Raw genomic sequence first — 21,903 nt, 5'->3', positions numbered from 1 at the left:
GGCCGCCCCGGCGTCACCAGGCCAGGTCCTCCAGCGCGTCCAGGTCCGGCGGCGCCGGCGCCGGCGGTTCCGCGCCGCCGGTCAGCGGCAGCTCGGCCCAGATCACCTTGCCGCGGTCGGTGTAGCGCACGCCCCAGCGCTCGGCGTACTGCGCGACGAGGAACAGCCCGCGGCCGCCCTCGTCGGTGGTGGCCGCGTAGCGCAGGTGCGGGGAGGTGCTGCTGCCGTCCGAGACCTCGCAGATCAGGCCCCGGTCGCGCAGCAGGCGCACCCGTACGGGCGCGCTCCCGTACCGGATCGCGTTGGTGACCAGCTCGCTCAGGATCAGCTCGGTGGTGAAGGCGATGTCGTCCAGACCCCACGCGGCCAGCTGCGCGGAGCCGGCGTTGCGCACCCGCGACACCGCCGAGGGCTCCCCGGGCACCTCCCACTCGGCGATCCGGTCGGGCTCCAGCCGCCGGGTGTCGGCGACCAGCAGCGCGATGTCGTCGCTCGGCGTCGGCGACAGGAGCGCGTCGAGCACGTCCGCGCAGGACTCCTCGGGACTGCGGCCCGGCCGCGACAGGGCCGCGGTGAGCAGGCCGAGGCCGGTGTCGAAGTCCAGGTGGCGGTCCTCCACCAGCCCGTCGGTGAACAGCACCAGCCGGCTCGCCTCGGGCAGCGTCAGCTCGGCCGCCTCGAAGGGCATGCCGCCCACGCCCAGCGGCAGCCCGGTCGGCAGTTCCACGTACTCCACGCGTCCGTCCGGATGAACGAGGACCGGCCCCGGGTGCCCGGCGCTGGCCATGACGCACCGACCCGAGACCGGGTCGTAGACGGCGTACAGGCAGGTGGCGCCGGTGACCGGCGCGGACTCGTCGGCCTCCCCGCCCATCCCGGGTGCGCTCGCCGGGTCCCGCCCGGGACCGCCCGCACCGCCGCCCGCACCCCCGCCCGCGCCGCCGTCCGGGCCGACCGGGACGCCCTCGTCCGGGCCCGCGCCGGCCTCGCTCTGGTCGATCCGGTTGATCAGCTCGTCCAGGTGCCCGAGCAGCTCGTCCGGCGGCAGGTCCAGGGTGGAGAAGTTGTGCACGGCGGTCCGCAGCCGGCCCATCGTGGCCGCGGCGTGCACCCCGTGCCCCACCACGTCCCCGACGACCAGCGCCACCCGGGCCCCGGGCAGCGGGATCACGTCGAACCAGTCCCCGCCCACCCCCGCCTCCGCCGGCAGGTACCGGAACGCCACGTCCACCGCGCTCAGGTCCGGCAGCACCCGGGGCAGCAGGCTGCGCTGGAGGGTCACGGCCGTGGCGTGCTCGCGGGTGTAGCGCCGGGCGTTGTCGATGGAGACCGCGGCCCGCGCGGCCAGCTCCTCCGCGAAGGACAGGTCCTCCTCGTCGAAGGGGTCGGGGGTGTCGGCGGCCCGCCAGAAGTTGGCCATGCCCAGGACCACGCCCCGGGCCTGGAGCGGTACGGAGATCAGCGAGTGCAGGCCGTAGTCCAGCGCCACCCGGGTCCCGGCCGGGTCCTGCGCCCGCCAGCCCATCGCCCTGTTCAGGTCGGGCGCCAGCACCGCGCGCCCGGCCTTCAGGGCCGAGGCCATCGGCGCCGTCGACACGATGAACCGGATGACGTCGCCGACCGGCTGGAGCGGCTGGTCGGTGCGCACCCCGGTCATGGCCGCCCGGCGCATCTCCGTGTACCCGCCGGTGGACCGCGGCGGCTCCTCCCCGCGCAGCACCGGCTCCAGCAGCTCCACGGTCACGAAGTCGGCGAAGCGCGGTACGGCCACCTCCGACAGCTCCTCGGCGGTGCGCACCACGTCCAGGGTGGTGCCGATGCGCACTCCTGCGTCGTAGAGCAGCTGGAGGCGGCCGCGGGCCACCTCGGCGCGGCCGGAGAGCGCGGCGAGCTCGGTGGAGTCGCGCAGCGTCATGACGCTGCCTGCGGGCTGGCCCGCGTACGGCTTGGTCGGCCGTACGTTGACGGCCAGCAGCCGGTCGCCCGCCAGGTGGACCTCGTCCGTGACGACCCGGCCGGAGAGCAGCAGCTCCGTCGTGCCCGGGTCGAGGCCGAGGTCGGTGACGTGCCGGTGCTCGGCGTCGAGGGGCAGGCCGAGGAGGCGGCGGGCCTCGTCGTTGGCGAGGGCCAGCCGGCCGTCGGCGCCGATGATCAGGACGCCTTCGCGGACGGCGTGCAGGACGGCCTCGTGGTGCTCGTTCATCCGGTCCATGTCCGCCGCGCCCAGGCCGTGGGTCTGGCGGCGCAGCCGGCGGCTGACGAGCGCGGCCCCGCCCGTGCCGAGCAGCAGGGCGCCGGCGGCCGCGCCGAGCAGCAGCGGGAGCTGGTCGCTGACGGCCCCCGAGACGTTCTCCACCTCGATGCCGGTGGCGACCAGGCCCACGACCGCCCCGCGCGCGTCCCGGACCGGGACCACGGCCCGGACGGCGTCGCTGGGCGCGCCCTCGAAGGACTCGGTGAACGCCTGCCCGGCCAGCGCGCGCGACAGGTCGCCCGGGGCCCGCTTGCCGATCAGGTCGGGCCGCGAGTCGGTGTACCGCACCCCGCCGGGGCTCAGTACGGACACGAAGTCCACGCCGGAGCCGCGCCGGGCGGCGTCGGCCAGCGGCTGGAGCTCGGTGGTCGGATCGGGCCGGGCGAGCGCGGCCGGCAGTCCCGGCGCGTGCGCGAAGGCCTCGGCGGCGGCCAGCGAGCGGTGGCGTGCGTCGCGCTGGCTGTCGTACCGGGCCTGCGCCACCAGGGCCGCCGCCGCGGCCGTGATCAGCAGCAGCACGATCACCGCCTGGAGGGCGAAGACCTGACCGGCGACGCTGCGCGACCCCAGGGACGGGCGCGCGGACAGCCGCGCGGCCCACCCGGTCGGCTGGCGACCCTTACGTCCGGTCATGAGCCCTTTCTAACACTGTCCCGGTGGTTTGGGAGTGGCCGAGGGGACACCGGATGCGGCGGGGGACGCACGGAGGCCCGGCCCCCTCGGGGGAGCCGGGCCTCGCGGACCGTGACGGCGCCGGTCAGAGGATGTCGGCGGCGATGTTCGCCGCGACCCGCTCCAGCAGGGGGCCGGCGTTCGGGATGGACTTCGCCGGGTCGGGCTCCAGGTCCGTCAGGGGGTACGCCCGGCGGATGCCGGCCGCCTCCAGGGCCTCCTGGGACAGCAGCAGCCGGCCGCAGACCGCCACCACCGGCTTGCCCGCCGCGCGCGCGGCGGCCGCCACGCCCGCCGGGGCCTTGCCGTGCAGGGTCTGCTCGTCCAGCGAACCCTCGCCCGTGATGACCACGGTGGCGCGCTCCAGCGCCGGGGCGAAGCCCAGCACCTCCAGCATCAGCTCGATGCCCGGCCGGAACGTCGCGCCGAGCAGCAGCGCGCCGTAGCCGATGCCGCCCGCGCCGCCCGCACCCGGCAGCGCCGCACACGTGGCGGCCTTGGCGCCGATCGCCTTCTCCAGCACCACCGCGAAGTGCGCGAGGGCGGCGTCCAGGGCCGCCACGTCCTCGGGGGAGGCGCCCTTCTGCGGGCCGTAGACCGCCGGCGCGCCCTTCGGCCCCGTCAGCGGGTTGTCCACGTCGCTGGCGAGGACGAACTCCACGTCCGCGAAGCGCGGGTCGATCCCCGACAGGTCCGCGGAGGCCAGCTCGGCCAGCGCGCCGCCGCCCGGACCGACCGGTGCGCCGTCCGCGTCCAGGAACACCGCGCCCAGCGCCGCCAGCATGCCGGCGCCGCCGTCGGTGGTGGCGCTGCCGCCGACGCCGAACACCAGGGTGCGCGCGCCCGCGTCCAGCGCGGCCTTCAGCAGCTCGCCCGAGCCGTACGTGGTGGCCGTCAGCGGGGCGAAGGTGCCCGCCGGCAGCAGCTGGAGCCCGGAGGCCTCCGCCATCTCGACCACTGCGGTGCCGTCGCGCAGCGCGAAGGCGGCCGTGACCTGGTCGCCGAGGGGTCCGGTGACCCGTACCTCCCGGCGCTCGAAACCGGCCGCCACGGCGGCCGCGACCGTACCGTCGCCGCCGTCCGCGACGGGGAGGGTCTCGACCTCCACGTCCGGCACGGCCCGGCGGAGGCCGGCCGTCACCCGCTCCGCGACCTGAACGGCCGTGAGCGAGCCCTTGAATTTGTCCGCGGCGATGAGCACGCGCGCGGTCTCAGTTACTGCTCCGTCCGTCACCTTGCTAATCCCTTGCTATCGAACAGTGCAGTCGCGCCCCCATGAGCCTATCCGGAGGATCCTCCTATGCCCATGGGTGGCCTGGGACACACCCGGCGCGCCGTGTCACTAAATACGGATATACGGCTGCATAGGGTGGCCGCATGAGCGCGGAATCGCAGGAACGGCCCCGTCCGGACGCACCCGACGGGAGCCCGGGCGCCCCCGGGGGCGGAGCACCCGACCGCGCCCTCGTCACCATCGGCGTCCTCGCCGTCCTGGCCGCCGTCGCCTGGGCCGCCCTGGGCAAGGACTCCTTCGACCGGGCCTCCACCACCGCCCTCGCCTGGGTGCTGGAGAACTTCGCCTGGCTCTTCGTGATCGCCGCCGACGTCTTCCTGGTCATGTGCGTCGTGCTGGCCGTCAGCCGCTTCGGCCGCATCCGGCTCGGCGCCGACGACTCCGAGCCGGAGTTCACCAACCTGGCGTGGATCGCCATGATGTTCAGCGCGGGCATGGGCATCGGCCTGATGTTCTACGGGGTCGGGGAGCCGCTCACCCACTACCTCGACCCGCCCCCGGCCTCCGGAACCGCGCCCGGCACCGGCGGCGCGGCCCTCGCCGCCATGGAGTACTCCTTCTTCCACTGGACCCTCACCCCGTGGGCGATCTACGGCATCGCCGGCCTCGCCCTCGCCTACGCCACCTTCCGCAAGGGCCGCGGCAACCGCCTCAGCTCAGCCTTCGTCCCGCTGATGGGCCGCGAACGGGCCGACGGCTGGCCCGGCCGCGCCATCGACCTGCTGGCCGTCTTCGCCACCGTCTTCGGCACCGCGACCAGCCTGGGACTGGGCGCCCTCCAGGTGTCCAAGGGGCTCAACCTCACCGCCGGCGTCGAGGACTCCACCACCGTCGAGCTGATCATCATCGGCTCCCTGTCGGCCGCCTTCGTGCTCTCCGCCTTCTCCGGCCTGCACAAGGGCGTGAAGTGGCTGAGCACCGCCAACATCGTGCTCGCCGCCACCCTGATGCTCTTCGTCTTCGTCCTGGGCCCCACCGTCTACATCCTGGACGTGATCCCGTCCAGCCTCGGCGGCTACCTCCACGAACTGCTCCCCATGGCCAGCCGCACCGGCGCCTTCACCGACGCCAAGTGGCTCGGCGCGTGGACGATCTTCTACTGGGCCTGGTGGCTCTCCTGGGCGCCGTTCGTCGGCACCTTCATCGCCCGCATCTCGCGCGGCCGCACCATCCGCGAGTTCCTCGTCGGCGTCCTGCTCGTCCCCAGCGGCGCCACCGTCATCTGGTTCTGCGTCATGGGCGGCACCGCCATCCGCCTCGACTCCACCGGCGCCGTCGACTTCGCCGCCGCGCTCAAGGACGGCACGGAAGCCTCGCTGTTCGCCATGCTGGACGCGCTGCCGCTGGGCACGGTCACCTCCTGGGTCGCGATGATCCTGGTCATGACCTACTTCGTGACCAGCGCCGACTCCGCCTCGCTGGTCATGGGCTCGCTCACCAGCCGGGGAGCGCTCAACCCGCCCACCTGGCTCGTCGTCACCTGGGGCATCCTGATGGCCGCCGTCGCCGCCGTGCTGCTCGTCGCCGGCGGACTGAAGTCCCTGCAGACCGCGACCATCCTGGTCGCGCTGCCGTTCGTCGTCGTCATGCTGGTGCTGTGCTGGGCCCTGGTGAAGGAGCTCCGCGAGGACCCCGGCGCCGGCCCCGCCCGGCACCACGCGCTGCACGGCATGCGCGACGCGGTCCGGGCGGTGGTCGGCGACGCCCTCACCGAACAGGGCGCCGCCCGCCACCCCCGGCTGCGCCGCGTCGCGGAGTCCCGGGGCCGCGACCGCGAGGACGGCGGCGGGGACGGGAACCCGGACGCCGGGGGCCGCGGACCGGCTTAGCTCCCGCCCGGGGCGTGGGTAGGGTGGCCCGGTGACCACCACGGATGACTACGCCACGTACATCGCGAGCCTGCCCCGGGTGCTGGCCGGCGCCGCCGCCCTCTACCGTGACGTCGAGGGCCGGGTGCTGCTCGTCGAGCCCAACTACCGTGAGGGATGGGCCCTCCCGGGCGGCACCATCGAGTCCGACCGGGGCGAGTCGCCGCGCACCGCCGCCCGACGGGAGAGCGCCGAGGAGATCGGCGTCGACGTCCCGCTCGGCCGGCTGCTCGCCGTCGACTGGACCCTGGGCGCCGGCCGTCCGCCGCTCGTCGCCTACCTCTACGACGGCGGCGTGCTGGACGCCGCCCAACTCGCCTCCCTCACGCTCCAGGAGGAGGAACTGCTCTCCTGGCGGCTGGTGGAGCCCGCCGAACTGACCGCGTACCTCCCCGGATCGCTCGGCCTGCGCACCCAGGAGGCCTACCGGGTGCTCCAGTCGGGCGAGGGCACCGCGGAGCTGGAGAACGGCCGCCCGGCGGCCGGCCCGGTTCCGACGCCGTAACACCGCCCCTACCCCGACCAGGACACGATTCAGCAGATGATCACCATGTACGCCTGGCCCAGCACGGCCGACGGGCCCGACGCGCTCCCCATGGTCCACTTCACCACCGACGAGCAGGCCGGTGACGAGGTGGCCCCGGACGGCACCGCGGTCTGGATGTTCGACACCGCGATACGCGACGGCGGCTGGGCCCAGTTCACCGACTTCGAGGGCTGGTCCGTCCCCGCCTCCGGCTGGCAGGCCCTCTACCGCCGCGAGGACGACCTCCTCGCCGTCACCGGCCCCGGCTCCTGCGAGGGCTGGTACCAGGGGAACCTCGGCGCCGACCCCGCCTGGGTGGAGGCCGCCGCCGCCCAGCAGGGCGTGGTCCTGCTCGCCGCGCCCGTCCAGCACCCCTCGCTCTACGCGTACGCCGTGGAGGCGGGCGCGGCCTTCGCCCTGCTCGTCCCGCTCATGGTCGTCTGAACCGCCCTAGACGAGCTGTTCCACCCCCGACTCCAGCGCCAGCAGCCGCACCTTGCGGTCCAGGCCGCCGCCGTAGCCGGTCATGCCGCCCGAGGCGCCGATCACCCGGTGGCACGGCACGATGATCCCGATCGGGTTCTTCCCGTTCGCCAGGCCCACGGCCCGCGAGGCGTTCGGCTTGCCGAGCCGGTCGGCGAGCTTCCCGTACGACCAGGTCTCGCCGTAGGGGATGCGGACGAGCTGGTCCCACACGCTGCGCTGGAATTCGGTGCCCTCCAGCCGCAGCGGCAGGTCGAAGGCGGTGAGCTCCCCGTCGAAGTACGCGGCGAGCTGGCGCACCACCTCGGGGAACGGCTCCTCGGCGGCGTCCACGCGCTCCCCGAAGGCCTCCTCGGCGGGGCGGTGGCGCTGCCCGACCATGTACAGGCCGCTCAGGGTGCCGTCGGTGGCCACCAGGGTCAGCGGCCCGCAGGGGCTGTCGACGACGGTGTGCTGCTTGCTGCTGGCATTCATGGTCGTACGTGCCTTTCAGACGGGCAGGTGGTTGATGGCGTGGTCGTCGGTGGCCCACAGGTACTGCACCGCGTAGGCGCGCCAGGGCCGCCAGCCGGCCGCCCTGGCGGTCAGCGCCGACGGGGTGGACGGCAGTCCCAGGCTCCGGGCCGCGCGCCGGATGCCGAGGTCCGAGGGGAGGAAGGCGTCCGGGTCGCCCAGCGCCCGCATCGCGATCACCTCGGTGGTCCACGGGCCGAAACCGGGCAGGGCGCAGAGCTGTGCGCGGGCCGCCTCCCAGTCGCTGTCGATGCCGAGCGGCAGCGAACCGTCGGCCAGCGCCGCGACCAGCGTGGTGAGCGTGGCGCGGCGGCTGCGCGGCAGGGCCAGCGTCTGCGGGTCCAGCCCGGCCAGGGCCCGCGGGGACGGGAACAGGTGGGTCAGCCCGCCGTGCGGGTCCTCGACCGGCTCGCCGTGCGCCGCCACCAGCCGGGCCGCGTGGGTCCGCGCCGCGGCGGTGGACACCTGCTGGCCGAGGACCGCCCGCACGGCGAACTCGGCCGCGTCGACCGTACGGGGAACCCGGCGGCCGGGGGCCTTGTCGACGAGCGGGGCCAGCAGGGGGTCGGCGCGCAGCTGGCCGTCGACGGCCTCCGGGTCGGCGTCGAGGTCGAGCATCCAGCGGCAGCGGCTGATCGCGAGGGTGAGGTCGCGCAGGTCCGTCAGGGCCAGCCGGCAGCCGATGTGGTCGGGCTGCGGGGTCAGGGCCACCACACCGGTGCCGTAGGGCAGCCGCAGGGTGCGGCGGTAGGCGCCGTCGCGCCACTCCTCGACCCCCGGGACGGCGGTGGCGGCGAGGTGGCCGAAGAGGTTGGTCGGGTTGAGGGGGGTCCGGAAGGGCAGCCGCAGGCTGATCGTCCCGGGCACCCGGGGCGGGGTGTGCGGGCGCCGGCCGGCCTTGGCCGAACGCTCCCGCAGCTCGCTGGGGGAGAGGGCGAAGACCTCGCGGACGGTGTCGTTGAAGGTGCGGATCGAGGAGAAGCCGGCCGCGAAGGCCACGTCGCCCATGGGGAGTTCGGAGGTCTCGATGAGCAGCCGGGCGGTCTGGGCCCGCTGCGCCCGGGCCAGGGCCAGCGGCCCGGCGCCGAGCTCGGCGTTCAGCTGCCGCTCCACCTGGCGGGCGGAGTAGCCCAGCCGGGTGGCGAGTCCGGGCACGCCCTCGCGGTCGACCACGCCGTCCTGGATGAGCCGCATCGCGCGGGCCACGGCGTCGGCACGGGCGTTCCACTCGGGAGAGCCGGGGCTGGAGTCGGGCCGGCAGCGCTTGCAGGCGCGGAAGCCGGCCTGCTGACAGGCGGCCGCGCTGGGCAGGAAGGTCATGTTCTCGACCTTCGGCGGCACGGCGGGGCAGCTCGGACGACAGTAGATCCGGGTGGTCAGGACGGCGGTGAAGAACCAGCCGTCGAAGCGGGCGTCCTTCGACCGCACGGCTCTGACGCAACGCTCGGTGTCGGTGTGCATGGCTCCAGGATCCGGTCCGGGCCGGTCGACGGCTGGCGGTTTTCCGACATCAAGGCTACGCCCCGCCCGCTCCGCACCCGATCGGGTGGCCCGTCGCGCCCCCGGGCGCGTCGGACCACGACGAAGCGCCCTCGCGCCGTCCGCGCGGGCCGTACGGGCCCCCGCCGGCCCCGGCGGGTCCGGGTGGCCGCGTGCGTGCCCCCGCTCCCGCACGCGGCCACCCGGGCACGGCCGGCAGGGCCTCGGGCAACGCACGGAGGGCCCCGGCCGCCTTGCGGCGGCCGGGGCCCTCTCGTACGACGTGCCGGGTCTAGCGGAGCGAGGCCCGCGCCTCGCGGCGGTTGTGCCGGAAGGTGTTGGCCTTGCGGGTCGTGGCGAACAGCGGGATGGTCGCCGCCAGGGCGATCTGCAGCGCGCAGCCCGTCTGGAGCAGCAGCTGACCGCCGGGCGCGTCGAAGGCCCAGGCCGCCAGCAGGCCCATCGCCCCGACGATCCAGCTCAGCATCGCCACCGCGAGGACACCCCGCGGCTTGGGGTACTCGACCCGGCTCACCATCAGCCAGGCGACACCGATGATCGCCAGCAGCGTCGGGATGAACGGCAGCTCCAGCAGCACGATCGAGACGACCGTCAGCGCGCCGAAGGGGCTCGGCATGCCCTGGAACACGCCGTCCTTCATCGTCACGCAGCTGAATCTCGCGAGGCGGAGCACCACCGCGAGCAGCACCACGATCGCCGCCAGCGCCGACATCTTCTGGTCCGCGTCCACGGCGACCATGCCGTAGACGAGCACGAAGTAGGCCGGAGCCAGCCCGAAGCTGATCAGGTCCGACAGGTTGTCCAGCTCCGCGCCCATGGGCGAGCTGCGCAGCTTGCGGGCCACGATCCCGTCGAAGAGGTCGAAGACCGCCGCGAGCAGCATCAGTATCACCGCCGTCGCCGCGCTGTTGCGGGCCATGCCCGTCTCGCCGCTGCCGGTGAGGTGCGGGATGAGGATCCCGGTGGTGGTGAAGTACACCGCCATGAACCCGCACGTGGCGTTGCCGAGGGTGAGGGTGTCCGCTATCGACAGCCGCAGCGAGAGCGGCATGTCGTCTTCGGCGGAATCCTCGTCGGCCTGCTCGGGCACCCAGCCCGTGGCAGGAGTCTCAGGGTCAGTCACGGTCAATTCGTGTCACCCCCGCGGTAGTGGCCTGACCGACCTCGACCGCGACCTCGACGCCCTCGGGGAGGTAGATGTCGACACGGGAGCCGAAACGGATCAGACCGATGCGTTCGCCCTGCTCCACCTTGGTGCCGGCCGGCAGGTACGGGACGATGCGACGGGCGACGGCGCCGGCGATCTGCACCATCTCGATGTCGCCGAGCTCGGTGTCGAAGTGCCAGACGACGCGCTCGTTGTTCTCGCTCTCCTTGTTGAACGCCGGCACGAACCCGCCGGGCACGTGCTCCACCGACGTGACCGTTCCCGCGAGGGGAGCGCGGTTGACGTGGACGTTCAGCGGGCTCATGAAGATCGCGACCCGGGTCCGTCCGTCCTTCCACGGCATGATGCTCTGCACCACGCCGTCGGCGGGGGAGATGACCCGGCCCTGGGCGATCTCGCGCTCGGGGTCCCGGAAGAACCACAGCATGCCCGCGGCGAGCGCGGTGGCGGGCACGGCCGCCGCGGCCCAGCGCCCGGACTTGCGCGCCCGGGTGAGGCTGAGCGCCGCGGTGGCGACGGTCGGCAGGAGCCACGGCGATGCTCCGCGTGCGAGACGTCCACCGAGGATGCCGACGCGAGGTGCAGAGGTTTGGCTGTGGGGCATGGATGACCTTCGTAGCGGGTGATTGCCGCGCCGCAAACAGGGGGACGGGACGGCGGCTTTACTGGAATGCTATCGGTTGCACGCAACAACTGGGCAAGCCAGAAGCCGAGTCGATGGCCGTCGGCCAGTCACTGGTAGTGACTCTTCCGCGAAGAACCCATGGACGATTCGTCGCAAAAGGTACTTTCAGCCCTGGAGTCGGTACTCCTCAAGCAGGCGTCGCCCGATGATCATTTTCTGGATCTCGGCGGTACCTTCACCGATCAGCAGCATCGGCGCCTCCCGGTAGAGGCGCTCGATCTCGTACTCCTTCGAGAACCCGTATCCACCGTGGATGCGGAAGGCGTCCTCCACCACCTCCTTGCAGTACTCGGAGGCGAGGTACTTCGCCATCCCCGCTTCGAGGTCGTTTCGTTCCCCGGAGTCCTTTTTGCGTGCCGCATTGACCATCATCGCATGGGCGGCTTCGACCTTGGTAGCCATCTCGGCGAGCTTGAACTGGATGGCCTGGTGTTCCGCGATGGCCTTGCCGAAAGTGTGACGTTGCTGGGCATACGAGACGCCCAGCTCGAAGGCACGCTGAGCGACGCCGCAGCCACGGGCCGCCACGTTGACCCGGCCGACCTCGACCCCGTCCATCATTTGGTAAAACCCTCGGCCCGTCCGTCCGCCCAGCACGCGATTGGCCGGAATGCGCAGTCCGTCCATGATGAGCTCGGTCGTGTCGACGCCCTTGTAGCCCATTTTGTCGATCTTGCCCGGGATGGTGAGGCCCGGCCGGACCTCGCCGAAGCCGGGCTCCTTCTCGACCAGGAAGGTCGTCATCGACTTGTGCGGGGCGGTGCCCTCCGGGTGGCCTTCGTCACTGCGGACCAGGACGGCCACCAGGGTCGACGTGCCGCCGTTCGTCAGCCACATCTTCTGGCCGTTCAGGACGTACTCGTCGCCGTCCCGCACCGCCTTCGACGTGATGGCCGACACGTCCGAGCCCAGCCCCGGCTCCGACATCGAGAACGCGCCGCGCACCTCGCCGAGCGCCATGCGCGGCAGGAAGTGGTCCTTCTGCTCCTGCGTGCCGTGCTGCTTGAGCATGTACGCCACGATGAAGTGGGTGTTGATGATGCCGGAGACGGACATCCAGCCGCGCGCTATCTCCTCGACGCACAGCGCGTACGTGAGGAGCGACTGGCCCAGGCCGCCGTACTCCTCCGGGATCATCAGGCCGAAGAGGCCGAGCTCCTTGAGCCCGTCGACGATGTCCTGCGGGTACTCGTCGAGGTGCTCCAGCCGGGTGGCGACCGGGATGATCTCCTTGTCGACGAACTCCCGGACGGTCTTGAGGATCTCCCGCTGGACGTCGTCGAGCCCGGCGGTCTGGGCGAGTCGGGCCATGGCTACTTCCCCTGTTCCTTCGGCGTGGGCCGGCCGGGCTGCTCGCCGCCGCGCTCCTTGACGTACGTCTCGGTCGGGACCATCACCTTGCGCCGGAAGACGCAGACGAGGGTGCCGTCCTGCTTGTGGCCCCTGGTCTCCACGTACACGATCCCGCGGTCGTTCTTCGACTTCGACGGGGTCTTGTCGAGGACGGTGGTCTCGCCGTACAGCGTGTCGCCGTGGAAGGTCGGTGCCACGTGCCGCAGCGACTCGATCTCCAGGTTGGCGATCGCCTTGCCGGAGACGTCCGGGACGGACATGCCCAGCAGCAGCGAGTAGACGTAGTTGCCCACGACGACGTTCCTGCCGAAGTCGGTGGTGTTCTCGGCGTAGTTGCCGTCCAGGTGCAGCGGGTGGTGGTTCATGGTCAGCAGGCAGAAGAGGTGGTCGTCGTACTCCGTGACCGTCTTCCCGGGCCAGTGCTTGTAGACCGCACCGACCTCGAATTCCTCGTACGTACGTCCGAACTGCATGGTCCTACGCCTCCGGGATCTCGAACGTGGTGGTGCGCCGCATGCCCGCGGCGCGTCCCTTGCCGGCGATGACCAGGGCCATCTTGCGGCTGGCCTCGTCGATCATCTCGTCGCCGAGCATCGCCGAGCCCTTCTTGCCGCCGGCCTCGGACGTGCACCAGTCGTACGCGTCGAGGATCAGCTCGGCGTGGTCGTAGTCCTCCTGGGACGGGGAGAAGACCTCGTTCGCCGCGTCGACCTGGCCGGGGTGCAGCACCCACTTGCCGTCGAAGCCCAGCGCCGCCGCGCGGCCCGCGACCTCGCGGTAGGCGTCCACGTCGCGGATCTGCAGGAAGGGGCCGTCGATGGCCTGGAGGTCGTGGGTGCGGGCCGCCATCAGGATGCGCATCAGGATGTAGTGGTAGGCGTCCGCGCCGTAGCCGGGCGGCTGCATGCCCACGACCAGCGTCTTCATGTTGATCGAGGCCATGAAGTCGGCCGGCCCGAAGATGATCGTCTCCAGCCGGGGCGACGCGCCGGCGATCTCGTCGACGTTCACCAGGCCCTTGGCGTTCTCGATCTGCGCCTCGATGCCGATCCTGCCGACCTCGAAGCCCATGGTCTTCTCGATCTGGGTCAGCAGCAGGTCGAGCGCCACGACCTGCCGGGCGTCCTGGACCTTCGGCAGCATGATGCAGTCGAGGTTCTGGCCGGCGCCCTCCACGACCGTGATCACGTCGCGGTAGGTCCAGTGGGTGGTCCAGTCGTTGACGCGCACGACCCGGGTCTTGCCCGTCCAGTCGCCCTTGTTCAGCGCGTCCACGATCGTGTGGCGGGCGCCCTCCTTGGCGAGCGGCGCGCAGGCGTCCTCCAGGTCCAGGAAGACCTGGTCGGCCGGCAGGCCCTGGGCCTTCTCCAGGAAGCGCGGGTTCGAGCCCGGGACGGCGAGGCAGGAGCGGCGCGGGCGCAGCCGGTTCACGGCGGGAGCGGGGGCGCCCGACGCGGAACGGAGGTCCGGCAGGGCGGCGGCGGGCGACGGGTGGGCGGGCGTGGTCATGCGGGGACCTCCAGAGGGTCGAGCTTGTTCGCTTTCCGGATCTCGTCGACGATACGGCCGATGATCTCCGTGATGCCGAAGTCCTTCGGGGTGAAGACGGCGGCGACTCCGGCCGCCTTGAGCGTCACGGCGTCCGCGTTCGGAATGATGCCGCCGACGATGACGGGGACGTCGCCCGCCCCCGCCGCGCGCAGGCGCTCCAGCACGTCGGGCACGAGCGCGCTGTGCGAGCCGGACAGGATGGACAGTCCCACGCAGTGCACGTCCTCGGCCAGCGCCGCCGACGAGATCTCCTCGGGGGTCAGCCGGATGCCCTGGTAGACCACCTCGAAGCCCGCGTCACGGGCCCGGACGGCGATCTGTTCGGCGCCGTTGGAGTGCCCGTCCAGGCCGGGCTTGCCGACCAGCAGCCGCAGCCGGCCCGCGCCGAGGTCCTCGGCCGTACGGGAGACCTTGGCGCGGACCAGGGCCATCGGGGTGCCCGCCTCGGCGGTCACCGCGACCGGGGCCGAGGAGACCCCGGTCGGGGCGCGGAACTCGCCGAACACCTCGCGCAGCGCCGTCGACCACTCGCCGGTGGTGACGCCGGCCCGGGCGCACTCCAGGGTGGCCTCCATCAGGTTCTCGGTGCCGGCGGCGGCCTCCTTGAGGCGGTCCAGCGCCTGCCCGACGGTGGGGAAGACGAAGGGGTCGCCGCCGCCCTGCCGGTCCGAGGACTCCTGCCGTTCGGCCCGCCAGGCGGTGATGCGCTCGACGATCCGCGCCTCCACCGCCCCGTCCACCGTCATGATCGCCCCGTCGAGGTCGGCGGTGAGCGGGTTGTCCTCCGTCTGCTCGAAGCAGTTGACCCCGACGATCTTGTCCTCGCCGGCCTCGATCCGGGCGCGCCGCTCGGCGTGCGAGGAGACCAGCCGGGACTTGAGGTAGCCGGACTCGACGGCCGCCATCGCGCCGCCCATCTCCTCGATCCGGTCGATCTCGGCCAGGCACTCCGCGACCAGCGAGTCCACCTTGGCCTCGACGACGTGCGAGCCCGCGAAGATGTCCTCGTACTCCAGCAGGTCGCTCTCGTGCGCCAGGACCTGCTGGATGCGCAGCGACCACTGCTGGTCCCAGGGCCGGGGCAGGCCCAGCGCCTCGTTCCAGGCGGGCAGCTGCACGGCGCGGGCGCGGGCGTCCTTGGAGAGGGTGACGGCCAGCATCTCCAGGACGATGCGCTGGACGTTGTTCTCCGGCTGGGCCTCGGTCAGGCCGAGGGAGTTGACCTGGACGCCGTACCGGAAGCGGCGCTGCTTCTCGTTCTCGATGCCGTAGCGCTCGCGGGTGACCCGGTCCCAGATGCGGCCGAAGGCGCGCATCTTGCACATCTCCTCGATGAAGCGCACGCCCGCGTTCACGAAGAACGAGATCCGGGCGACGACCTCGCCGAACCGCTCCTCGGGGACCTGGCCCGAGTCGCGGACCGAGTCCAGTACGGCGATGGCCGTGGACATGGCGTACGAGATCTCCTGGACCGGGGTGGCGCCCGCCTCCTGCAGGTGGTAGCTGCAGATGTTGATCGGGTTCCACTTCGGCATGTGGTTGACCGTGTACGCGATCATGTCGGTCGTCAGGCGGAGGGACGGCCCGGGCGGGAAGACGTGCGTCCCGCGCGAGAGGTACTCCTTGACGATGTCGTTCTGGGTGGTGCCCTGGAGCAGGGAGACGTCCGCCCCCTGCTCCTCGGCGGCCACCTGGTAGAGCGCCAGCAGCCACATGGCGGTGGCGTTGATCGTCATCGAGGTGTTCATCTGCTCCAGGGGGATGTCCTGGAACAGCCGCCGCATGTCGCCCAGGTGGGAGACCGGGACGCCGACCCGGCCCACCTCGCCGCGGGCGAGGACGTGGTCGGGGTCGTAGCCGGTCTGCGTCGGCAGGTCGAACGCGACCGACAGGCCGGTCTGGCCCTTGGCGAGGTTGCGGCGGTACAGCTCGTTGGACGCCTCGGCCGTGGAGTGGCCGGCGTACGTCCGCATGAGCCATGGACGGTCCTTCTGGCGCTCTGTCATCTCAGGCTGTCCCTTTGGCCTTTGAGGCTGTCTCAGACGTTTCGGAAGCGGTTGATGGCTTCGAGGTGCGTCGCGCGCAGTTCGTGGTCGCGCACGCCCAGGCCCTCCTCGGGGGCCAGCGCGAGGACGCCGACCTTGCCCTGGTGGAGGTTGCGGTGGACGTCGTAGGCGGCCTGGCCGGTCTCCTCCAGGGAGTAGACCTTCGACAGGGTGGGGTGGATCCTGCCCTTCGAGACCAGCCGGTTGGCCTCCCACGCCTCGCGGTAGTTGGCGAAGTGCGAGCCGATGATCCGCTTGAGCGACATCCACAGGTACCGGTTGTCGTACTCGTGCATGTAGCCCGAGGTCGAGGCGCAGGTGGTGATGGTGCCGCCCTTGCGGGTGACGTACACGGAGGCGCCGAAGGTCTCGCGGCCCGGGTGCTCGAAGACGATGTCGATGTCCTCGCCGCCGGTCAGCTCGCGGATGCGCTTGCCGAAGCGCTTCCACTCCTTCGGGTCCTGGGTGTGCTCGTCCTTCCAGAAGCGGTAGCCCTCGGCACTGCGGTCGATGATCGCGGTCGCGCCCATCGCACGGCAGATGTCCGCCTTCTGGGCGCTGGAGACGACGCAGATCGGGTTGGCGCCGCCGGCCAGCGCGAACTGGGTCGCGTACGAGCCCAGGCCGCCGCTCGCGCCCCAGATCAGGACGTTGTCGCCCTGCTTCATGCCGGCGCCGTTGCGGGAGACGAGCTGGCGGTAGGCGGTGGAGTTGACCAGGCCGGGCGAGGCGGCCTCCTCCCAGCTGAGGTGGTCGGGCTTGGGCATCAGCTGGTTGGACTTGACGAGGGCGATCTCGGCGAGCCCGCCGAAGTTGGTCTCGAAGCCCCAGATGCGCTGCTCGGGGTCGAGCATCGTGTCGTTGTGGCCGTCGGAGGACTCCAGCTCGACCGACAGGCAGTGCGCGACGACCTCGTCGCCGGGCCGCCAGGCGTTCACGCCGGGGCCGGTGCGCAGGACGACGCCGGCCAGGTCGGAGCCGATGACGTGGTACGGGAGGTCGTGGCGCCGGGTGAGCTCCGACAGGCGCCCGTAGCGCTCCAGGAAGCTGAAGGTGGACACCGGCTCGAAGATCGAGGTCCACACGGAGTTGTAGTTCACGGAGGAGGCCATGACGGCCACCAGGGCCTCGCCCGGGCCGAGTTCCGGCACCGGGACCCGGTCCAGGTGCAGGGACTTGCGGGGGTCCTTCTCGCGTGTGGTGAGCCCGGCGAACATCTCCGCCTCGTCCTTGTGCACGGTGACCGCGCGGTACGAGTCGGGGAGCGGCAGGGCCGCGAAGTCGGCGGCCGTTGCGGCCTGCGACTGGATCGCGTCCAGGATGTCCTTCACGGTATTGCCTCCGGCGAGCGCTGAATGAGGGTGCGCTGAGGGATACGCGGGTGCGTGGAACGGGTGTGGTGTGTGCCGTCGGTCCGGCGGTGCGGTGGTGCGGCGGTGCCCGTGGTGAGGCGTGCCGGGGCCTGGTGACGCAGGCATCCGGGGCGCGGTACGTGCCGAGTGGGCGAGGACCGCGGGGACGTCCGGACGAGATTCAACGTATGGCACGCGGTGTCACTCGACAAGGCACCGCGTGCCAAAAGTTTCCCTCATTTGTCATTTGACCTGCGTAGATGAGCGATGATCGATCAGAGTTACCCGCGAGTAGGGGCAAGCCGGACAAACGCGCGTGGCCGCCCCCGGAACGGGAGCGGCCACGGTGGCGCGAGCGACGGGCGCGCGGACGCGCGCCGGGTCAGGACCTGCTTCTGAGGGCCTCTTCGATGGTCCGCATGACCTCGTCCAGCGGCGCGTCCGTCCGGGCCACCGCCACGAGCACCTCGCCCCGCGTGCGGACCGCCGCCGGAGCGGCGGCCGGGGCCTGGGTGCGGCCCGCGCCGATGCCCGACCCGAAGGTCTTGCGGACGATCGAGAAGGCGTGGTCGAGCTGGCCCTCCACGTCCCCCTGGCCGCCGGCCCGCAGCCAGCGCCGCAGCACGTGGTTGTGGGCGGTCACCACCGCCGAGGCCGCCACCTCGGCCAGCAGCGGGTCGTCGTTCCCGTCGTGCTGCTCGTGCTCGTCGAAGTGGGCCAGCAGGTAGCGGGTGAACAGCCGCTCGTACCGCGCGACCGAGGCGATCTCCCGCTCCCGCAGCGCCGGCACCTCCCGGGTCAGCCGGTAGCGCTCCACCGACACCGCGGGGGAGGCGGCGTACATCTTCATGACCTCCTTGATCCCCCGGCACACCGTGTCGAGCGGGTGCTCGTGCGCCGGGGCCACGTCGAGGACGGCCTCGGCGCGGGTCAGGGTGTCGTCGTGGTCCGGGAAGATCGCCTCCTCCTTGGACCGGAAGTGGCGGAAGAAGGTCCGCCGCGCCACCCCCGCGGTCGCGGCGATCTCGTCGACCGTCGTCGCCTCGTACCCCTTGGTCGCGAACAGCTCCATCGCCGCCGCGGCGAGCTCGCGGCGCATCTTCAGGCGCTGGGCGGCCGCCTTGCCGCCGGCCGCGCCTTCGGGGGCGTCGGAGGCCGAGGAGGCGCGGGGAGAGGTCTTGGCGGGCTGGGACATAGAGCGAACGTACTTCATCCGCGCAGGAGAGCGCGCCTGCGGGGGGCGGGACGGGGAGGGATGCGGGGGAGAGCCCGCAGCGGGCTCGGGAGGGTGTGTCCGCCGTGAGGGTCCGGCGGACCCGAGCAGCCCTCCCCACGCATCCGGCTCAGGGCCCGGCCGGGGGTTACCGGCGGGCGTGCTCACGGAAACCGCGGCCGGTCTTCCGGCCCAGGCAGCCCGCCGCCACCAGGTGCTCCAGCAGCGGGGACGGGGCCAGCCCCGGATCGCGGAACTCCTGGTGGAGGACCTTCTCGATGGCCAGCGAGACGTCCAAGCCGACCACGTCGAGGAGCTCGAAGGGCCCCATCGGGTAGCCGCCGCCCAGCTTCATCGCGGCGTCGATCTGATCGAGGGTGGCGTAGTGCTGCTCGACCATCTTGACGGCGTTGTTCAGGTACGGGAACAGCAGCGCGTTCACGATGAACCCGGCCCGGTCCCCGCAGTCCACCGGGTGCTTGCGCACCCGGCCGCAGATCCCGCGCACCGTCGCGTGCACGTCGTCGGCGGTCAGCACCGTGCGCACCACCTCGACCAGCTTCATCGCCGGGGCCGGGTTGAAGAAGTGCATCCCGACCACGTCCTGGGGGCGCGAGGTCGCCCGGGCCACCGCGATCACCGGCAGCGAGGAGGTGGTCGTGGCCAGCACCGCCCCCGGCTTGCAGGCCTTGTCCAGGGCCGCGAACAGCTCCTGCTTGACCGCCAGGTCCTCGGCGACCGCCTCCACGGCCAGGTCCACGCCGGCGAAGGCGTCCAGCGAGCCGGCCGGGGTGATCCGCTCCAGGGTCTGCCCGGCCGCCTCCTGCGTCAGCCGGCCCTTGGCCACGGCCCGCCCCAGGGACGTGGCGATCGCGGCCTTGGCGGCGTCGGCCTTCTCCCGGCTGCGGGCGGCCAGCACCACGTCGAAGCCGGACTGGGCGAAGACCTGCGCGATCCCGCTCGCCATCGTGCCCGAGCCGGCCACGCCGACCGAGGCCACGGGACGGCCCGCACCCGCCGCGTCCCCGTCCGCCGGGGTCTGCGCGTCGCGGACGACCGCGGAGCTCCCCGGCGCCTCGTACGTGTAGAAGCCGCGCCCTGCCTTCTGGCCGGTCAGGCCGGCCTCGGCGAGGTGGCCCAGGACCGGGGCGGGGGCGTGCAGCCGGTCGCCGGAGGAGGCGTACATGGCCTCCAGGACCGTGCGGGCCGTGTCCACGCCGATCAGGTCCAGCAGTGCCAGCGGGCCCATGGGCAGCCCGCAGCCGAGCCGCATCGCCGCGTCGATGTCCTCGCGGGAGGCGTACTTCGACTCGTACATGGCGGCGGCCTGGTTGAGGTAGCCGAAGAGCAGCCCGTCGGCGACGAAACCGGGGCGGTCGCCGACCGCGACCGGCTCCTTGCCCAGCGCGCGGGCCAGCGCGGTGACCGCCTCGACGGCCGGCGGGGCGGTCAGCACCGAGGAGACGACCTCGACCAGCCTCATCGCCGGGGCCGGGTTGAAGAAGTGCAGGCCCAGCACGCGCTCGGGGTGCCGGGACTCGGCGGCGAGCCGGGTCACGGACAGGGCGTTGGTGCCGGTGGCCAGGATGGCGTCGGGCCGCACGACCGCGTCGAGTTCGCGCAGGACCCGCTGCTTGAGCTCGTAGGACTCCGGCACCACCTCGATGACGAGGTCGGCGTCGGCCGCGGCGGCCAGGTCGCCGAAGGTGCGCAGGCGGGCCAGGACGCCCGCCCGCTCCTGCTCGGTGAGCAGGCCGCGGGTCACGGAGCGGGCGGTGGCCGCGCCGAGGGAGTCCGACGCCCGCCGGGCGGCGGACTCGCTGACGTCGATGCCGACGACCTCGTGGCCGGCCCGCGCGAGGAGCTCGGCGATGCCCGAGCCCATCGTGCCGAGGCCGACGACGGCGATGGTCTGGAGGGAGGACTGACTGGACGGACGGTCCATCGAGGGACTCCAGTGGAAGAGGGTGACGACTGAGGGGGACGCGCGCGGGGCCCGCGGCTGCCGTGTGCGGACGGCGGCACGCGGTGCGGTGCGCGGTCGCGGAGACGGCCGTACTGCTGCGAGCCGTAAGGGCGTCCGGGGTGCCGTGCGCGAGGGGCCCGCGGGGCCGGCCCCGGAGCCGATGGGTCCGGAGGCGTGGAGCCCCGGGGGGAGGACCGGCGACGCCCTGTCCCGGGGCCGCGCCGTGAGGTCGTGCAGAACCGACTGGCACGGGGCGGCTGCGTCACCAGGCCGTCCCCGTACGTGTTCCCAGGACAGTAGCCCGTCGCCAACTGCTCCGCCAGAGTGCGCAGATGTGACCTGTACCGCCGAAATGTACCGATCATCGATCATCGATCACCGGGATGGGCCGAACCCCGCGTGCCGGCCGCCCCGCACCCCTAGGGTGGCCGGGTGAACGACGTGCTGGACCGCCTGCGCGCGGAAGCGGAAGCGGAAGCGCCATCCACCGGCTCCGCCGGACCCGCCCGCTACGAGGCGCTGCTCGCCGCCGGACCGGAGGAGCTGGCCGCCTCCCTCACCTCGGCGGGACTGCCCCTGTGGGCCCGCGAACTCGCCGCGTACCGGCTGGGACTGGCGGGCGACCGGCGCGCCTTCGAACCGCTGGTCCTGCTGCTGAACCACCGCGACCCGCCCCGCTGCGCGGCGGCCGCCACCGCCCTGGCCGTGCTCGCCGACCCGCGCACCGCCCGCGCCGCGGCCGCCCTCGCCACGAACGGGCTGCGCACCGCCTACGCCCTGCACCCGGTCCGGCTGCTCACCGCCCTGCGCGCCCCGGAGTCCGTACCGGCGCTGACGGCCACGCTGTCCCGGCTGCTCGCGCCGCACGACCCGTACTGGCGGGTGGCGCTGGCCTGCGTCGAGGGCCTCGGCACCCTCGGCGACCCGCGCGCCCGGGACGTGCTGACGCGGGCGCAGTCCCACCCCCGTCTCGCGGTGGCGGCAACGGCTGCGCTGCGCGGGCTCGGCTGACAGGATCGGGGCCATGAGCGATCACAACGAGGGCCACCTCACCCGCATTTCAGCACCGGAGGGCGTCAGCCCCGGCACCGGCTACCACCACGTCGTCTGGGGCACCGGCCGCTTCGTCGCCGTGTCCGGGCAGTGCGCCTTCGACGAGAAGGGCGCCGTCGTCGGCGAGGGCGACCCGGCGGCGCAGGCCCGCCAGGTCTTCGAGAACCTGCGCCGCTGCCTGGCCGCGGCCGGGGCGACCTTCGACGACGTGGTCAAGCTGACCTACTTCGTCACCGACGTCGCCCACCTCCCCGCGGTACGGGAGGCACGCGACGCCGTCATCCCCGCCGACCGGCTGCCGGCGTCCACGGCCGTCCAGGTCGCGGCCCTGTTCCGCCCCGAACTGCTGCTGGAGGTCGAGGCGTTCGCGGTCCTGCCGTCCTGAGCCGACGGGCCGCTGCCGGCCG

The 21,903-nt window shown here is 72.7% G+C and carries 18 protein-coding genes; 5 read left to right on the top strand and 13 right to left on the bottom strand.

All coding sequences use genetic code 11. The features are described from left to right. Nucleotides 1-13 precede the first annotated feature (13 nt). Entirely contained in the window at nt 14-2,887 is a 2,874-nt protein-coding gene (locus tag CP968_RS06980) for a SpoIIE family protein phosphatase (protein WP_150517164.1), read from the bottom strand. Between the two features lie 124 nt (nt 2,888-3,011). Further along, nucleotides 3,012-4,160 (bottom strand): glycerate kinase, encoded by a 1,149-nt coding sequence (locus CP968_RS06975; protein WP_150517163.1) that lies wholly within the window; start codon nt 4,158-4,160, stop codon nt 3,012-3,014. Between the two features lie 143 nt (nt 4,161-4,303). On the opposite strand from CP968_RS06975, the gene CP968_RS06970 reads away from it, so the two are divergent. From CP968_RS06970 to CP968_RS34035, 3 genes are read left to right on the top strand one after another with little or no spacing between them, the layout of a single operon-like run. Continuing rightward, nucleotides 4,304-6,049: a BCCT family transporter gene (locus tag CP968_RS06970; RefSeq protein ID WP_150517162.1), complete on the top strand. Its 1,746-nt coding sequence runs from the start codon at nt 4,304-4,306 to the stop codon at nt 6,047-6,049. A 31-nt stretch (nt 6,050-6,080) separates the two neighbouring features. Beyond that, nucleotides 6,081-6,593, top strand: a complete 513-nt coding sequence (locus CP968_RS06965; RefSeq protein WP_150517161.1) for an NUDIX domain-containing protein — start codon at nt 6,081-6,083, stop codon at nt 6,591-6,593. A gap of 36 nt (nt 6,594-6,629) precedes the next feature. Next, the gene (locus CP968_RS34035; RefSeq protein WP_167536771.1) at nt 6,630-7,058 is read left to right on the top strand and encodes a hypothetical protein; all 429 of its coding nucleotides are present in this window, start codon (nt 6,630-6,632) and stop codon (nt 7,056-7,058) included. 6 nt (nt 7,059-7,064) lie between these two features. Here CP968_RS34035 and CP968_RS06955 read toward each other — a convergent pair whose 3' ends face one another. From CP968_RS06955 to CP968_RS06905, 11 genes are all read right to left on the bottom strand, one after another. Next, entirely contained in the window at nt 7,065-7,571 is a 507-nt protein-coding gene (locus CP968_RS06955; RefSeq protein ID WP_150517160.1) for a methylated-DNA--[protein]-cysteine S-methyltransferase, read from the bottom strand. A gap of 15 nt (nt 7,572-7,586) precedes the next feature. Next, complete coding sequence (locus CP968_RS06950) at nt 7,587-9,071, bottom strand: AlkA N-terminal domain-containing protein (RefSeq protein ID WP_150517159.1); 1,485 nt, start codon at nt 9,069-9,071, stop codon at nt 7,587-7,589. Between the two features lie 310 nt (nt 9,072-9,381). Continuing rightward, a complete protein-coding gene (gene pssA, locus CP968_RS06945; RefSeq protein ID WP_373304017.1) occupies nt 9,382-10,239 on the bottom strand; it encodes a CDP-diacylglycerol--serine O-phosphatidyltransferase in 858 nt (285 codons plus the stop codon). Then, the gene (locus CP968_RS06940; RefSeq protein ID WP_150517157.1) at nt 10,226-10,882 is read right to left on the bottom strand and encodes a phosphatidylserine decarboxylase; all 657 of its coding nucleotides are present in this window, start codon (nt 10,880-10,882) and stop codon (nt 10,226-10,228) included. Before CP968_RS06940 ends, pssA begins: the two co-directional genes overlap by 14 nt. A 186-nt stretch (nt 10,883-11,068) precedes the next feature. Beyond that, complete coding sequence (locus CP968_RS06935) at nt 11,069-12,274, bottom strand: acyl-CoA dehydrogenase family protein (protein ID WP_150517156.1); 1,206 nt, start codon at nt 12,272-12,274, stop codon at nt 11,069-11,071. 2 nt (nt 12,275-12,276) lie between these two features. Next, entirely contained in the window at nt 12,277-12,789 is a 513-nt protein-coding gene (locus CP968_RS06930) for a MaoC family dehydratase (protein WP_150517155.1), read from the bottom strand. Between the two features lie 4 nt (nt 12,790-12,793). Further along, nucleotides 12,794-13,747, bottom strand: coding sequence for an HpcH/HpaI aldolase/citrate lyase family protein (locus tag CP968_RS06925; protein ID WP_150521776.1), 954 nt, complete (start codon nt 13,745-13,747; stop codon nt 12,794-12,796). Between the two features lie 74 nt (nt 13,748-13,821). After that, a complete protein-coding gene (locus CP968_RS06920; protein WP_150517154.1) occupies nt 13,822-15,873 on the bottom strand; it encodes a protein meaA in 2,052 nt (683 codons plus the stop codon). 32 nt (nt 15,874-15,905) lie between these two features. Beyond that, on the bottom strand, nt 15,906-17,243 hold the full coding sequence (ccrA, locus tag CP968_RS06915) for a crotonyl-CoA carboxylase/reductase (protein WP_150517153.1): 1,338 nt from the start codon (nt 17,241-17,243) through the stop codon (nt 15,906-15,908). 403 nt (nt 17,244-17,646) lie between these two features. Continuing rightward, nucleotides 17,647-18,477 carry a TetR family transcriptional regulator gene (locus tag CP968_RS06910; protein WP_150517152.1) on the bottom strand — a complete coding sequence of 277 codons (831 nt, stop codon included), beginning with the start codon at nt 18,475-18,477 and terminating at the stop codon, nt 17,647-17,649. A gap of 148 nt (nt 18,478-18,625) precedes the next feature. Then, nucleotides 18,626-20,422 carry a 3-hydroxyacyl-CoA dehydrogenase family protein gene (locus CP968_RS06905; RefSeq protein WP_150517151.1) on the bottom strand — a complete coding sequence of 599 codons (1,797 nt, stop codon included), beginning with the start codon at nt 20,420-20,422 and terminating at the stop codon, nt 18,626-18,628. Nucleotides 20,423-20,875: 453 nt separating this feature from the next. On the opposite strand from CP968_RS06905, the gene CP968_RS06900 reads away from it, so the two are divergent. Together CP968_RS06900 and CP968_RS06895 are read left to right on the top strand one after the other, a co-directional pair. Then, complete coding sequence (locus CP968_RS06900) at nt 20,876-21,454, top strand: HEAT repeat domain-containing protein (protein WP_373304018.1); 579 nt, start codon at nt 20,876-20,878, stop codon at nt 21,452-21,454. Nucleotides 21,455-21,467: 13 nt separating this feature from the next. After that, on the top strand, nt 21,468-21,881 hold the full coding sequence (locus tag CP968_RS06895) for a RidA family protein (protein WP_150517150.1): 414 nt from the start codon (nt 21,468-21,470) through the stop codon (nt 21,879-21,881). Nucleotides 21,882-21,903 lie beyond the last annotated feature (22 nt).

This window comes from Streptomyces subrutilus, assembly GCF_008704535.1.
Classification (GTDB): Bacteria; Actinomycetota; Actinomycetes; order Streptomycetales; family Streptomycetaceae; genus Streptomyces; species Streptomyces subrutilus.
Note: the sequence above shows the minus strand (reverse complement) of the source record. Positions and strands in the feature narration are given on the sequence as shown.